Here is a 14,868-nt window from a genome sequence, read left to right as displayed (position 1 = left end):
CGCCAACCCCCCCCCGCGCCCGCGCCCCCCCCCCCCCCGCCGCCCCGCCCCCCCCCGCCCCCCGCCACCGGCACGGCACGGGACCGGGGCCGGACCGCAGGTCGGCGATGCTCATCCGGCCGCCCCAGCCCGGACCCGCCGAGCGCCGGAGGTCGAGGCCAGCCGGGCACCGACGCGCCGCACCGCGTGGTCGGCGCCGTAGACGAACCGCATCACCGGGCCGTGGCTCGGGGTCACCGCGGCCCCGATGAAGAACAGGCCCGGCACCGAGGACTCGAAGTCCGCCCCGACCCGCGGGGTGCGGTCCAGCGTCCGCAGCCGCGACCGCAGCCTCGGGTTCACGAACGCGAGCCGCTCCAGGTCCGGCGGGTAGCCGGTCGCGCAGATCACGTGGTCTGCGGTGAACTCACGGCCCCCGCCGCCGAAGGTGCGCACTCCCAGCCGCACCTGGTCACCCACCGTCTTCGCCCAGTCCACGGTGTGCCCCACGTGCACCGGCAGCACGCCTTCGACGCGGCTGCGCAGCCACCACCCCCCGGCGGGCCCGAGCGCGGTGCGCGCCCGCAGCACCCGCTGGCTCTCCGGCAGGTGCCGGAACAGGTCGGGGTGCTCGGAGTAGAACCAGGTCGACAGGCCGGAGCCGAGTCCCGCCTCCGGCTCCCGCATCCGGCGCAGCAGCGGCCGGTCCGGCAACAGCGGCCGCCCGTTCCACACCACGTTCCGAGCGCGCGCGATCAGCCGCACGTCGGCGCCGTGCTCGTGCAGCAGCGCCGCCGATTCCAGCGCGGACTGGCCCGCGCCGATCACCAGCACCGAGGCGCCGTCGAACCCGGACAGGTCGGTGTGCTCGGAGCTGTGCGTGCACAGCTCGGCGGGCAGGTCGGAGAACACCTCCGGGGTGCGCGGGAAGTGCTGCACCCCCGCGGCGACCACCACCGAGCGGGCCTTCGCGGTGCCGCCGTCGGCGAGGGTCAGCTCGAACTCGCCCGCCTGCCGGTCCACGTCGGTCACCAGCACCTCCTCCACCTCCAGGCCGCGCTGCTCGCGGAACCAGTCGGCGTAGGAGATGAAGTTCTCCAGCGATACCGGCACGCCGTAGTCCGCGTAGCCGTGCCCGGTCTCCTGGCAGAAGTTCCGCAACGTGTGCGACCGGTCCGGGTCGGACAGGTTCGAGGCGAACCCCTGCGATTTCAAGAACATGCCCCGCGGCATCCTGCTGCGCCACAGGTCCATCGGGATGCCGAACTGCCGGTAGCTGACCCCGGCCGACCGCAGGTGCGCGGCCAACGACAGCCCGTACGGACCGGCGCCCACGATGGCGACGTCGACGGTGTCGTTCATCTGTGTCCCTCCTCGACCGCATACGGCGACCGTCGCCGCTGCCGAATTGCCGCCCCCGCGTCCCGCTCGATCCGTTCGCGGTACCGCGGCGGCTCCACCACCTGCACGCCGGTGCGGGGCGCGAACCTGCGGGTGAGGGCGCGACGGCCCATCCACCCGCACATCAGCGCGAACGGCGCCAGGTCGTCGCGGGCGAACCACGCGAGCTCGTCCGCCCGCCACACCGACCGGATCCACTGCCGCAGCCCCAGGTCGCCGCGGCGCCAGTAGCCGACCGCGCCGAGCGGGTCGTAGTTCTCCACCAGGAACCGGCGGCCCACCGGCGGCAGGCCCTCCGGCACCGGCTGCCCGGTCAGGTCCAGGTAGGCCGCCAGCACCACGTCGATGCCCGCGGAGTCCCGGAACAACCGGAACTGCGCGCCCAGCCGGGGGTTGAAGTCCAGCAGCCGGTAGCTGCCGTCCCGCCGGTCGAACCGGAAGTCCAGGTCGGCGATGCCGCGGAAGTCCAGGCGCCGCAACAATTCCGTCGCCTGCGCGCGCAGCACCGTGTTGGACAGGCAGCGGCCCAGCGTGGTCAGGCCCGCGTGCGCCGGGTAGGAGCGCAGCTTCACGCCGGTGAACGCAGGCCGGCAGCCACCGGACCCGCGGTAGGCGTGGAAGAACCAGTCGTTGCCGCTGCCGCCGGGCACGTACTCCTGCAGCATCAGCAGTCCCGCCCGCTGCTGCTCGGTCTCCTGCTCGTCCCACGCGTCGCCGAGCTCCCGCAGGTCCCGCGGCGTGCGCAGGATGGAGGTGCTGCGGACCTTCGCCCGGCCGCCGGAGGTCCACGGCGTGGCGAGCTTCGCCACCAGCGGGTAGCCGGTCTCGGCGGCGAACTCAGCGGCCTCCGCCCTGGTGCGCACGAGTTCGGCGCGGGGCGTCGGGATCCCCAGGTCCCGGCACACGTCCTGCAGGGTGAACTTGCCCGCGACCTCCCGCGGCAGCTCCGGCGGCGGATCCGGGAACCGGAACCAGTGCCGCAGCGCCGCGCCGTGCTCGGCCAGGTGGATCGCGGCGGCGTCGTCGGTGGGGAACAGCACCGCGGGCCTGCCGAGCTTCTCCGCCAGCGCCGCCAGCCCCAGGTTGATCCGCTCCGGGTCGGCGAGCTCCGGCCGCCACCACCAGCGGCCGCGCAGGTAGCGGGAGTGCGCGGCCGGCGCCATCGGGTCCTCGTGCACCGCGTACACCGGCACCCCGGCGCGGCCCAGGCTGCGGATCAGCCCGAGCCCGCCGTGGTGCAGCACGTTCGGGTCCAGCTTGAACACCACCGCGGGCGTGGCGGTGTCGATGCCGGCCGGTTCCGGGGTGCGCATCCCTCACACGACCTGCCGGTGCGGGGCCAGGTCGAACTGGTAGGTCGCGTCGAGGACCTGCGGGCAGTCCTCCGCCCACGAGTAGTCCAGCCCGGGGTGCACGGTGTGCACGACGACGAGGTCCCAGTCCGCGCCGCGCGGTTCCGGTTCCCCGGTCAGCGTGGACCCGTCGGGCAGCACGACCTCCCCGATGAGCGGGTCGTGGTAGCGCACGTCCGCGCCGAGCCGGGTGAGCCCGGCGATGATCGGCAGCGCCGGGGACTCCCGCAGGTCCCGCACGCCCGCCTTGTAGCTCACGCCCGCGATCAGCACCCGAGCCCCGGCCGCGGGGGTGCCCGCGGCGGCCAGCAGCTGCTCGGCGCGGCGCACCACCTGGTCCGGCCGCAGGTCGATGGATCGCATCGCCTGGTCGATCATCGGCGCGGCCACGCCCCGCTCCCGCAGCTGCCACAGCAGGTAGTGCGGGTCGCAGGGGATGCAGTGCCCGCCGACGCCCGGCCCGGGGAAGCTGCCGAGGAAGCCGTACGGCTTGGTGCCCGCCGCGACCGTCACCTCGATCGGATCCAGCTCCAGCGCGCCGCAGATGTCGGCCATCTCGTTGGCCAGCGCCAGGTTCACGGCGCGGAAGATGTTCTCGTACAGCTTGGTCAGCTCCGCCGCCTCCGGGGAGCTCACCAGGTACACCGAGTCGGTGAGGTCGCCGATGACCCGCGCCGCCCGCGCCGAGCACTCGGGGGTGACGCCGCCGACGATGCGCGGGGTGTGCCGCTGCGAGTGGTCGTGGTTGCCGGGGTCGATGCGCTCCGGGCTGAACGCCACGTGCACCTGGCTGCCGACGGCCAGCCCGCGCCGCCGCAGCGGTTCCACCAGCAGTTCCCGCGTGGTGCCGACGAACGTCGTGGAGGTGAGGATGATCGTCTGCCCCGGGCGGGCGTGCGCCACCGCGGTCGCGCAGGCGGACCGCAGCGCCGCCAGGTCCGGGCTCCGCTCGTCGTCCACCGGGGTCGGCACGCACACCACGACGGTGTCGGCCTCGGCCAGCGCGGACGGGTCCTCGGCGAGCCGCAGCGTCCCGTCGCCGAGCGCCTCGTGCAGCACGGCCCGCTCCCCCTCCGGCAGGTCCACGTCCCCGTCGGCGATGTCCCGCAGCCGCTGCTCGCTGATGTCGACGCCGACGACGCGGGAGCGGCGGGCGGCGAGCCCGCAGGCGGTGGGCAGCCCGACGTACCCGAGTCCGAGGATCACCACCGCTTCCTGCCGGGTGCCCGGCAGCGGGGCGTCGAGCCCGGCGACGCGGCGGACCGCGTCCTCCTCCGACCGGTCCTGGTAGGCCACCAGCCGATCGGACAGCTGGCGTTCCCGCCCGTTGACCGCCAGCGCGAGGTGATGCTGGGTCACGTTTCCTCCCCCGGTTGCGCGTGTCCCCCTGCCGGGCCCGGGGCGTGCTCCGCCCGCCGGTGCCCGGTGTCGCCGCGTCCGGCGCGGCGGTCTCGGCCCCCACCTCGATCCGCCGCGCCGGTCGGTTCGCTGCGGGCTTCAGACTCGCAGCTCAGCGGGCCCGGACCGCTCCCCCAACGGCGGTAGCGCCCCTACCGAAACCGCAGGATTCCCGAGTCGGCGGCGAGCACGTGCCGGACGCGCTTCGCATCGAGCCGCAGCGTCCCGTCCCGGTCGCCGACGTAGGTCCGGGGCAGCGCGTGCGTCCCGGACGACGCGGAGCGCCAGATGGCGCAGCCGTACCCGTAGCCCGCTTCGCGGACGGCGGCGACGACGGCCGCGTCCACCGCGCCGTACGGGTAGCAAAAGCCGTCCACCGGTTGCCCGGAGATGGCCTGCAGCACCGGGCGGCTCTTGCCGACCTCCGCGGCGAGCTCCGCCGGTTCGAGCTCGGTGAGCCTGCGGTGCTGCACGCTGTGCGAGCCGATCTCCATCCCGGCGGCGGCGACCTCCGCGACCTGTTCCTCGGTCATCAGCGGTTTCCGCGGGCCCGCCGGGTCCCACCGGTTGTGCCCGCCGAGCATCCCGGAGATCACGAACACCGTCGCCGTCCAGCCGAAGCGCCGCAGCAGCGGGTGCACCACCTCGGCGAAGTCGGTGTAGCCGTCGTCGAAGGTCAGCCCCACCAGCCCGCGGGCCCGCCCGGCCCGCCGCGCCGCCAGCAGCTCCCGCATGGACACCCCGGTGCAGCCGCGGGCCCGCAGCCAGCGCAGCTGCCGCTCGAAGCGCGCCGGGTCCACGGTCACCAGGTACGGGTCGTCGGTGTACTCGGACACCGAGTGGTACATCAGCACGTACGGGAACGAGTGCGGTACCCGCTGCCGGGTGGCTGTGCGCTCTGTCCGGGTCATCGCCGGCCGCCTTCCTCGTCGCGGTCCTCGGCGGACCGTCGCACGGCGCGGGCGGGCGCGGACCGGTCGCGCGGGTGAGTTCCGGTACCGCAGATGCACGAGGCGCCTCGGGGATACTGGTCCGGGTCCAGGTGATGCCGAGCAGCGGGAGCGATGCCGTGGCGCAGCGGGAAGCCGAGAACGAACCCGTCACGAGCGGGGTGCCCGCGCTGGTCGGTTCGCTGAGCGAACTGCCGTCGATCGTGCTCTCCACCGACGCGGTCGACGAGGTCGTGTGGGAGACCGCGATGCTGGCGGTGCGCGCGCACGAACCGACCGGCTCGTGCGGGGTCACGGTGCTGCGCGACGGGCACCCGGTGTCGCTGGTGCCGCACCTCGCCGAGCACAACGCGCTGGAGCAGTCGCAGTACGCGGCCGGGACCGGTCCGGTGCCGGAAGCCCTGGCCTCCCGGTCCGCGGTCGTGGTCGTGGTCGCCGACACCGCCGACGAGCCGCGCTGGCCGGAGTTCGCGGCGGCGGCCGCCGAGCAGGGCGTCGGGTCCTGCTGCGCGGCGCCGATGTTCGTCGGGGACCGGCCGCTCGGCGTGGTCAGCTACTACGCGGAGGCGCCGCACTCCTACGACGAGGACTTCCTGCTGGGCAGGCTCATCGCCGACCTGGCCGCCACCGGGCTGTGGTGCCTGCTCAAGCACGCCGACAAGCAGCAGCTGAGCGACCAGCTGCAGCAGGCGCTGACCTCGCGCGCCGAGATCGACCAGGCCAAGGGGATCCTGATGGCGCAGCGCGGCTGCACCGCGGACGAGGCGTTCGTCCTGCTGCGGGAGCAGAGCCAGCGGCACAACGTGAAGCTGCGCGAGGTCGCCGCCCGCGTCGTCCGCCGCACCACCGGCGGTGCCTGATCACCGGTCCGCCGCGCGCTGATCGGTAGGATCGGGCGAATCCCCCAGCCGGTCGCGCACCGGCCGACCAGCACGCGAGGAGTTGAGCAGTGGCCGCGGCCTCCCGCCCCGACACCGAGGACCAGGACGAGCGGGACGAGCCCCCGGCGCGGCACGCGGGGGTGCGCGACCTGATCGCCGCCTACCCGTGGCTGCCGATCCCGGTGGGACTGCTGCTGAGCGCGTTCGGCGTGTGGTGCTTCGCCGGGCTCGCCGAGCAGGTCTACCAGGGCGGGCCGGTGCTGCGGGTGGACGAGCACCTGCTGCGGGTGTCGCTGGGGCTGCGGTCCGGTCTGCTGGTCGGGGCGCTGTCGGTGCTGACCTGGCTCGGGGACGTGCTGGTGGTGCTGCCGGTGAGCCTGGCGATCGGGGTGCTGATCGGCCTCACCCGGAAGCGGTGGGGGCCGCTGGTGCTGCTGGCGGTGTCCTCAGCCGGGACGGGCCTGGCCGTGTACCTTTTCAAGATCATGATCGCGCGGCCGCGGCCGCAGGTGGTGGACGCGCTCGTCGTCGAGGACGGTTTCGGCTTCCCGTCCGGGCATTCGGCGCACGCGGCGGCTTTGTACCTGATGTTGGGCGCGTTCGGGCTGCGGCTGCTGCGCTCCCGCTGGGCGCGCGGCGCGGTGTTCGCCGGAGCGGTCCTCGCGGTCGTGATCACCGGGTTCAGCCGGGTGGTGCTGGGGGTGCACTCGCCGACCGACGTGCTGGCGGGCTGGGCGCTGGGGGCGTCGTGGACGGTGCTGCTGCTGAGCCTGTGGCTGTCCGGGGAACACCTGCCCCGCTTGATCGACGCCCTGGTCGCCCGCAAGCGACCCCGGTGAACTCGTCCGGCCCGAAGCCGCGGCGGGCGGTCAGATCGTCCAGGTGTCGTTGCCGGTGAGCAGCCGCTGGAGGTCCGGCGGATCGTTCTCCGCGGCGGCCGCGACCTGGGCCCGGGCCGCGTCGTCGTAGGTGGGGCGGGAGACCGCGCGGAACACCCCGGTCACCGTCGGGTCCAGGTCCACCCCGCCCAGCCGGGACAGCGCGTAGGCGAACGAGCTGTCCGCCCGCTCGGCGTCGTGCACCACGACGTCCCCGGCGTCCACCGCGTCGTGCTCGGCGATCCGCAGCTCGCCCTCCGGCCCGCGCACCACCGCCTGCCGCGCGCTCTCCGGGCCGAACACGATCGGCTCGCCGTGGCGCAGCGGGATGAGCCGCCGCTGCTTCTCCTCCGCGTCCTTGAGCACGTCGAACGCGCCGTCGTTGAAGATCGGGCAGTTCTGGTAGATCTCCACCAGCGCGCTGCCCCGGTGCTCGGCGGCGGCCCGCAGCACCTCGGTGACGTGCGCCCGGTCCGAGTCGAGGGTGCGGGCCACGAAGCTCGCCTCCGCGCCCAGCGCCAGCGACACCGGGTTGAACGGCGTGTCCAGCGACCCGGCGGGCGTGGACTTGGTGACCTTCCCGACCTCGGAGGTCGGCGAGTACTGGCCCTTCGTCAGCCCGTAGATCCGGTTGTTGAACAGCAGGATCTTCAGGTTCACGTTGCGCCGCAGCGCGTGGATCAGGTGGTTGCCGCCGATGGACAGCGCGTCGCCGTCCCCGGTCACCACCCACACCGACAGGTCGGGCCGCTGGGTGGCGAGCCCGGTGGCGATGGCCGGGGCACGGCCGTGGATGGAGTGCATCCCGTAGGTGTTCATGTAGTACGGGAACCGGCTGGAGCAGCCGATGCCCGAGATGAACACGATGTTCTCCCGCTTGAGCCCCAGCGTCGGCAGGAAGCTCTGCACCGCGTTGAGCACGATGTAGTCCCCGCAGCCGGGGCACCACCGCACCTCCTGGTCGGACTTGTAGTCCTTCGCGGTCTGCTTCTCGTCGCTGGTGGGCACGCCGTGCAGGCCGCCCAGCTCCGGCAGTCCGAGGTCCGTGGTGGTCACGCAGACACCCCTCGCAGCACATCGGTGAGCACGTTCTGGAGTTCTTCCGCCTGGAACGGCAGGCCCGCGACCTTGGTGTGGCTGTGCACGTCCACCAGGAAGCGGGCGCGCAGCAGCATCGCGAGCTGGCCGAGGTTCATCTCCGGCACGATCACCCGGTCGTAGCGGTGCAGCACCTCGCCGAGGTTCGCCGGCATCGGGTTCAGGTAGCGCAGGTGCGCCTGCGCGATCGGCATGCCGAGTCCGCGGACGCGGCGGCAGGCGGCGCCGATCGGCCCGTACGAGGAGCCCCAGCCGAGCACCAGCACCCGGGCCTCGCCGGACGGGTCGTCCACCGCCAGCTCCGGCACCTCGACGCCGTCGACCTTCGCCTGGCGCAGCCGCACCATCCGGTCGTGGTTGTCCGGGTCGTAGGAGATCGCGCCGGAGCCGTCGGCCTTCTCCAGCCCGCCGATGCGGTGCTCGGTGCCCGGGGTGCCCGGCACCGCCCACTCGCGGGCCAGGGTCTCCGGGTCGCGCACGTACGGCCAGAACTCGCCGGAGCCGTCCGGCGCGTTCGGTCCGGTCGCGAACCGCACCCGCAGGTCCGGCAGCGCGGTGATGTCCGGGATCAGCCACGGTTCGGAGCCGTTGGCGACCGCGCCGTCGGACAGGAGCAGCACCGGGGTGCGGTAGGCCAGCGCGATCCGGGCGGCTTCCAGCGCCACCTCGAAGCAGTCCGCCGGGGAGCGCGGGGCCAGCACCGGCACCGGGGATTCGCCGTTGCGGCCGTGCAGCGCCTGCAGCAGGTCGGCCTGCTCGGTCTTGGTGGGCAGCCCGGTGGAGGGGCCGCCGCGCTGGATGTCGCAGACGAGCAGCGGCAGTTCCAGGGTGACCGCGAGCCCGATGGTCTCCGACTTCAGCGCCAGGCCCGGCCCGGAGGTGGTGGTCACCCCCAGCGAACCGCCGAAGGAGGCGCCGAGGGCGGCACCGACCCCGGCGATCTCGTCCTCGGCCTGGAAGGTGGTGATGCCGAAGTTCTTGTGCTTGGCCAGCTCGTGCAGCACGTCCGAGGCCGGGGTGATCGGGTAGGTGCCGAGGAACACCGGCAGCCCGCTGCGCTGCCCGGCCGCGACCAGCCCGTAGGCGAGCGCCGCGTTCCCGGTGATCTGCCGGTAGGTGCCCTTCGGCAGCGTCGCGGGCGCCACCTCGTAGGTGACCGCGAACGCCTCGGTCGTCTCGCCGTAGTTCCAGCCGGCGCGGAACGCGAGCACGTTCGCCTCGGCGATGTCGGGCTTCTTCGCGAACTTCTCCCGCAGGAACCGCTCGGTGCCCTCGGTGGGCCGGTGGTACATCCAGGAGAGCAGGCCGAGCGCGAACATGTTCTTGGCCCGTTCGGCGTCCTTGCGCCCCACCCCGGCCGGTTCGGCCGCGCCGCGGGTCAGCTCCGCCATCGGCACCAGGTGGACCACGTACGGTTCGAGCTCGCCCGATTCGAGCGGGTTCTGCGCGTAGCCGACCTTGGTGAGGTTCCGCTTGGTGAACTCGTCGGTGTTGACGATGAGGGTGCCGCCGGGCGGCAGGTCGCCGAGGTTCGACTTCAGCGCCGCCGGGTTCATCGCGACCAGCACGTCGGGCCGGTCGCCGGGGGTGAGGATGTCGTAGTCGGCGAAGTGCAGCTGGAAGCTGGAGACCCCGGGCAGCGTGCCCGCGGGAGCCCGGATCTCGGCCGGGAAGTTCGGCAGCGTCGCCAGGTCGTTGCCGAAGGCCGCCGCTTCCGAGGTGAAGCGGTCGCCGGTGAGCTGCATGCCGTCGCCGGAGTCGCCCGCGAAGCGGATCACCACGCGGTTGAGCTTGCGCGGCGGTTCCCCCGCGCTGTTCGAGGCCGGACCGGCCTCCGGTCGCTGCGGAGGCTGGTGCCCGTTCGTACTCACACCTGCACCCGTTCCCCTTCCGGCCGCGGGCCAGCCCGCGAGCCTCTCGGCCGCCCTGTGACGCACGATACAGCTCGGCGTGGTGTTCCTACGCCGATCACCCGGAGGACTCAAGGGCGAGACGCGCTCGGCGAGCCGGTCGACGTGAATTCCGCAGCTGTTCTCCGCGCGTCTTCCCGGCGACGATTCACTACTCCCGGGTAAAACAAGAGCGCCCTTGCGGCGAAACGGCGCGGGCCCACCCGCTCCCGATCAGGACGCCCCGGCGGAAGGCACCCTCCCCGCCCGATTCCCGCCGGGCCGAAACCTCGCGCGGAATGGTCCAGCGCACCGTCACCGACCGGTCACCCGTGGTGAGTCCGCGGCGCGACACCCCGGCATTCCGGAGCGACACGCCGCACGATACCGGCATCGGCGGACATCTCGGGCCCGACGGCATTCGGCCGCCGCCGAGCACTCGGGCGGCAGCCCGCGCGGCACTCCACCCGCCCCGCCCGCGACCTGCCGCGAAGCCGTCCGGTCCGGACGCCCGGCACACCTCGGCGGGCGCCGCGGCGCCGCTGCACCGACCGACGCATCGCGCGCCACCGGCGGGACGATCGATCCACGGCGACCGGCCCTCCGCCAACGCTCCGGCGGGTCCGGCGGCACCATTCCGGAGAGCATCGCGGGAATTCGATTCGAACCGACCGGAACGCTCCGCGGCACGGTCGTTCCGGCGCATTTATCTCGCATTTCCACAATTGCCCCGACTCCTCGACCAGAATACGATCCGACCCCTCGACCGCGGGCCAGGACAATAACGCCGCGCGACCATTCAGCCGGGGCCGCGAGAACGTCCACGAGAAGAGTCGCGCAATTGATCGGTGTGACGCCGATCATTCCCCCGAAGTAGGAACCGGGGAGCGGCCGCCTTAGTACCAACGAGTGAAGTCGTTAGTAGGTAGCGCTGCGCGGGCGCACCGCGGAAAGCGAACGACCCGGCCACCCCCACGGCCGGGTCGTCCACGAACGTTCGGGAACCGGATGCTCCGGTCAGGCCCCGGGCAGGCCCAGCAGGGCCGCCACGCAGGTCGCCAGATCCCCCGTCCGGCTCCACACCAACTCCCCCGGCGCCGCGGTGGCGGCGGGCATGATCCGCGCCGCGCGGCACTCGTCCTGACCGAAGATCCACAGCACGTCCATGCAGGTCGCGGTGTCCCGCCAGCCGACCAGACCGCCGATCTCCCCCTCGTCGTCCGCGACGGCGCGGAAGGACCACCCCGCCGCTCGCAGGTCGTTGAGACCCGCCAGCTCCGGGTAGGCTCGCACCGCGGACGCCGCCACACCCCCCTTCGTCGTGTCCTCTCCCGCGCCGTCCGGGCGGGAATCGAGGAATGCGCGCCGATTCTCAGCTGCTGATCGCATAGGCTGACAGTGGACCGAAATCGGATATCGGAGTGCCACACAATCGCCACACCCGCCGAGTTCCGATTGCCCTCCCGCGGCCGATCAGGTTTCGTGAGCGGGGCGTACAAGGGGGAAGACAGCATGACGCACGGAAACGGCATGGAAACCGACCTCGCACCGGAGGGTCCCGGCGACGACGTCGAAACCGACAATCCGACTCGGATCGGTTCCCGCATCGCCGAACTCCGCAAGATCCACGGCGTGACGCAGCGGGCGCTGTCGGTGCGGGCGGCGGTCTCCTATTCGCTGCTGCGCAAGGTGGAGCGCGGTGAGCGCGCGGCCAGCCACTCGTTCGTGGCCGCCGTCGCGCGAGCGCTGTCCATCAACATCACCGACCTCACCGAGCAACCGCACCACAGCCGCCTCGCCGGGCCGTCCTCGGACCAGGCGGGCGTGCCCGCGCTGCGCCAGGCGCTGGTCGAGGGCGACGACCCGCAGCTGGACACCGACCCGCGCAGCATCGCCGACCTGCGCGCCGATGTGGCCCGGATCAAGGAGTGGGACCGGCGGACCCGGCACGCCGAGGCGGTGCAGGCGCTGCCCGACGTGCTCCGGCACCTGCACCACGCGGTGCGGGCGCACCCGGACGTCCCCGCGGTGCACGAACTGCTCGCGACCGCGTACTCCTACACGATGATCGCGTTGTACCGGCTGGGGCACCTCGACCTGTGCCACCTGGCCGACGAGCGGGCGCGGGCCGCCTCCGCCCGCGGCGCGGACCCGGTGCGCGGTTCGGTGGCCGAGTGGAACCACGCGCTGGTCCTGCTGTTCGACGGCTCCTACAACGCCGGGCTGCGCTCCCTGGACCGGTCGCTGGGCCTGATCGGGTCGGAGCCGGAGACCCCGGCGACCTCCGCGGTGCGCGGCGCGGTGCACCTGCGCGCCGCGATCATGGCCGCGCGCACCGCCGACGCCGACCTCGCCGACGAGCACCTGCGGGAGGCCCGCGCGATGGTCGTCGACGGCCAGGACGAGGCCAACCACTACGGCACCAAGTTCGGTGCCACCAACGTCGACATCCACGGCGTCGCCGTACCGGTCGAGCTCGCCGACGGCACCACCGCGGTCACCAGGGCCGCCACCGTGGAGCTGCCCGAGCACACCGCGCCGAGCCGCAGCGGGCACTACTGGATCGACCTCTCCCGGGGCTGGCTGCTGCACGGCGACCGGCGGCGCTCGCTGGAGTGCCTGCAGACCGCGCGGCGGATCGCGCCGCAGCTGACCCGGTACCACCCGCAGGTGCACGAGACGGTGCAGTCGCTGGCCGCCAGCGACGCCCGCTCCACGAACAGCCTGTCCCACTTCGCCGCCTGGTGCGGCATCCGGCGGTGAGCGGCACCGTGCTCGACGACGGCAGACCCGTGCTGTACGCACTCGCGATGGGCTCGCCCGCGGCGCGCGACGTGGGGCGGCTGGTGGAACTCGCGCAGGCCGACGGGTGGGAGGTGTGCGTCGTCACCTCCCCCGACGGCAGGCGGTTCCTCGACGTCGAGGCGCTGGCCGCGAAGACCGGGCACCCGGTGCGCAGCGAGTACAAGGACCCCGCCGCGGCCGACGAACTGCCGCCCGCGGACGGCATGATCGCCGCGCCGATCACCTGCAACAGCCTCGCGAAGTGGGCGGCGGGCATCTCCGACACGCTGCCGCTGGGGCTGCTGGTGGAAGCCGTCGGCAAGCGGCAGCCGGTGGTGGCGATGCCGTTCTCCAACCGGGCGCAGATCGCGTTCCCCGCCGTGCGGGAGGCGATGCGCAGCCTCGGCGGCTGGGGCGTCGAGGTGCTCGCCGGGCCCGACGTCTACGAGCAGCACGAGCCCGGCACCGGTGCGGCCCACCTGCACCGGTTCCCGTGGGAACTGGCGTGGCGCACCTTCCTCGCGCATCCCTGGCAACCGGCCCGCTGACCACGCCGGGCGGGTCGCCGCGCCCGCACCCCCACCGCGCCTAGACTCGCGCCGCGCCGGACGTCCACCGGCCGCCGTCGACGAGGGGGAACGGGTGCCAGCGCCGACCGAGCAGCCCACGTGCGCCGCGACCGGCGGGGAGAACACCGGGCCACCGCCGTTCGCGCGCGGGCCGGTGCTGCTGCTCGCCGGACTCGCCGCGCTGCTGCTGCTCCTGGTCAGCGGGCGCTACGGGTACCTGTCCGACGAGCTGTACTTCATCGCCGCCGGGAAGCACCACCTGGACTGGGGCTACATGGACCAGCAGCCGCTGGTGCCGCTGCTGGCCGCCGCGATCGACGCCGTCGCGCCCGGTTCGCTGCTCGCGCTGCGGCTGCCCGCCGCGCTGATCGCCGCGTTCGGCATCGCGGGCACCGCGCTGCTCGCCCGCGAGCTCGGCGCGGACCGGCGCGCCCAGGTGATCGCCGCCGCCGCGTGCGCGCTGTCGCCGTGGCTGCTGCTGAGCGGGCACTGGCTGGCCGCCGCGACGCTGGAGCCCGCGCAGTGGCTCGCGCTGCTGTGGCCGGTGGCGCGGTGGGTCCGGCTGCACCGGGCCGGGATCCGGCGGGACCGGCTGCTGCTGCTCGCCGGGGTGGTCGCCGCCGTCGGGGTGCAGACGAAGTTCCAGATCGTGCTGCTGTGCGCGGCGCTGCTGCTCGGGGTGCTGATCTCCGGCCCGCGCGAGCTGCTGCGGCGCCCCGCGCTGTGGGCCGGTGCGCTGCTCGCCGCGGTGGCGGCCGCACCGGCGCTGGCCTGGCAGATCGCGCACGGCTGGCCCGCGGTGGACATGGCGGGCGTGGTGGGTGGTGAGACCGACCGGCTCCTGCTGCTGCCCGCGGTGCTGCTCTACGCCGGGCCCGTGGTGGGGGCCGCGCTGTGCTGCTTCGGGACGTGGTGCCTGCTGCGGGACGAACGGCTGCGGCCCGTGCGGTTCCTCGGCTGGGCGGTGCTGCTGCTCGCCGCGTTCCACCTGCTGGCCTCGGGACGGCCGAACTACCTCTCGGGGCTCTACGGCCTGTTGTTCGCCGCGGGCGCCGTCGGTCTCCGGCACCGGCGGACCGCGCGGTGGTCGTGGGTGGTGGGGCCCGCGTTCGCGGTCTCGGCGGTGCTGCCGCTGGCGCTGCTGCCGCTCGCCCCGCTGCCGGTGGCGGCCCGGCACCCGCAGCTGGCCCCCTACAGCCGGATGTACGAGACGGGGTGGCCGGAGCTCACCGCGACCGTCGCGGCCGCCTACCGCTCGCTGCCGCCGGAGCAGCGGCGGCGGACCGCGCTCGTCGCCGAGACCTACCACCTGGCGGCGGCGCTCGACGTGCTCGGGCCGGCGGCCGGGCTGCCTCCGGTGCACAGCCCGAACCGCGGGTACTGGTACTTCGGTGCTCCGCCGGACGGCGCCACGGTGTTGCTGTACGTGGGGGCCGCCGAGCCGCTCGCGCCGCACTTCGCCGAACGCACTCCGATCGCGCGGGTGCGGACCGGGCCGGTGGTGAACCTCGCGCAGGGCGTGTCGGTGCTCCGGTACTCGGACCCGGTGCGGCCGTGGTCCCGGCTGTGGCCGCTGATCCGCACCGGCTGATCGGAAGGCGCGTCCGCCGGGCGGGCTCGGGCGGCGGGTGACCGGGGGCCGGGGGGGGGGCAACGAGCGGCGCGGGCGCGCCACGCGCGGGGCGCCGG

At 73.9% G+C, this 14,868-nt stretch carries 12 protein-coding genes; 5 read left to right on the top strand and 7 right to left on the bottom strand.

The window, feature by feature from the left end:
- Positions 1–111: 111 nt before the first annotated feature.
- From LCD31_RS25750 to LCD31_RS25735, 4 genes are all read right to left on the bottom strand, one after another.
- Positions 112–1,341, bottom strand: a complete 1,230-nt coding sequence (locus LCD31_RS25750; RefSeq protein WP_224962210.1) for an NAD(P)-binding domain-containing protein — start codon at positions 1,339–1,341, stop codon at positions 112–114.
- Positions 1,338–2,693, bottom strand: coding sequence for a carboxylate--amine ligase (locus LCD31_RS25745; RefSeq protein WP_224962208.1), 1,356 nt, complete (start codon positions 2,691–2,693; stop codon positions 1,338–1,340). The genes LCD31_RS25750 and LCD31_RS25745 overlap by 4 nt, the downstream gene beginning before the upstream one ends.
- A gap of 3 nt (positions 2,694–2,696) precedes the next feature.
- Positions 2,697–4,091, bottom strand: coding sequence for a nucleotide sugar dehydrogenase (locus LCD31_RS25740; protein WP_224962206.1), 1,395 nt, complete (start codon positions 4,089–4,091; stop codon positions 2,697–2,699).
- Between the two features lie 191 nt (positions 4,092–4,282).
- On the bottom strand, positions 4,283–5,041 hold the full coding sequence (locus LCD31_RS25735) for a polysaccharide deacetylase family protein (RefSeq protein WP_224962204.1): 759 nt from the start codon (positions 5,039–5,041) through the stop codon (positions 4,283–4,285).
- 158 nt (positions 5,042–5,199) lie between these two features.
- Between LCD31_RS25735 and LCD31_RS25730 the strand changes: the two genes are divergently transcribed.
- A complete protein-coding gene (locus LCD31_RS25730) occupies positions 5,200–5,940 on the top strand; it encodes a GAF and ANTAR domain-containing protein (protein WP_224962202.1) in 741 nt (246 codons plus the stop codon).
- 89 nt (positions 5,941–6,029) lie between these two features.
- On the top strand, positions 6,030–6,800 hold the full coding sequence (locus LCD31_RS29680; RefSeq protein WP_224962200.1) for a phosphatase PAP2 family protein: 771 nt from the start codon (positions 6,030–6,032) through the stop codon (positions 6,798–6,800).
- 30 nt (positions 6,801–6,830) lie between these two features.
- Here the strand turns inward: LCD31_RS29680 and LCD31_RS25720 are convergent, their stop codons facing one another.
- The 3 genes from LCD31_RS25720 to LCD31_RS25710 all read right to left on the bottom strand — a co-directional run bounded on the left by LCD31_RS25720 (position 6,831) and on the right by LCD31_RS25710 (position 11,119).
- Positions 6,831–7,895, bottom strand: a complete 1,065-nt coding sequence (locus LCD31_RS25720; RefSeq protein ID WP_224962197.1) for a 2-oxoacid:ferredoxin oxidoreductase subunit beta — start codon at positions 7,893–7,895, stop codon at positions 6,831–6,833.
- A complete protein-coding gene (locus LCD31_RS25715; RefSeq protein WP_374201682.1) occupies positions 7,892–9,808 on the bottom strand; it encodes a 2-oxoacid:acceptor oxidoreductase subunit alpha in 1,917 nt (638 codons plus the stop codon). Before LCD31_RS25715 ends, LCD31_RS25720 begins: the two co-directional genes overlap by 4 nt.
- Positions 9,809–10,843: 1,035 nt before the next feature.
- The gene (locus LCD31_RS25710; RefSeq protein ID WP_224962195.1) at positions 10,844–11,119 is read right to left on the bottom strand and encodes a hypothetical protein; all 276 of its coding nucleotides are present in this window, start codon (positions 11,117–11,119) and stop codon (positions 10,844–10,846) included.
- 219 nt (positions 11,120–11,338) lie between these two features.
- Between LCD31_RS25710 and LCD31_RS25705 the strand changes: the two genes are divergently transcribed.
- The 3 genes from LCD31_RS25705 to LCD31_RS25695 all read left to right on the top strand — a co-directional run bounded on the left by LCD31_RS25705 (position 11,339) and on the right by LCD31_RS25695 (position 14,770).
- Positions 11,339–12,589, top strand: a complete 1,251-nt coding sequence (locus tag LCD31_RS25705; RefSeq protein WP_224962193.1) for a helix-turn-helix domain-containing protein — start codon at positions 11,339–11,341, stop codon at positions 12,587–12,589.
- Positions 12,586–13,158: a flavoprotein gene (locus LCD31_RS25700; RefSeq protein WP_224962191.1), complete on the top strand. Its 573-nt coding sequence runs from the start codon at positions 12,586–12,588 to the stop codon at positions 13,156–13,158. Before LCD31_RS25705 ends, LCD31_RS25700 begins: the two co-directional genes overlap by 4 nt.
- 94 nt (positions 13,159–13,252) lie before the next feature.
- Positions 13,253–14,770: a glycosyltransferase family 39 protein gene (locus LCD31_RS25695; protein ID WP_224962190.1), complete on the top strand. Its 1,518-nt coding sequence runs from the start codon at positions 13,253–13,255 to the stop codon at positions 14,768–14,770.
- Positions 14,771–14,868 lie beyond the last annotated feature (98 nt).

Source organism: Saccharopolyspora sp. 6M, from assembly GCF_020176775.1.
Taxonomy (GTDB): Bacteria; Actinomycetota; Actinomycetes; order Mycobacteriales; family Pseudonocardiaceae; genus Saccharopolyspora_C; species Saccharopolyspora_C gregorii.
The sequence above is the reverse complement of the archived record's forward strand: the minus strand, read 5'-3'. Positions and strand labels throughout refer to the sequence as shown.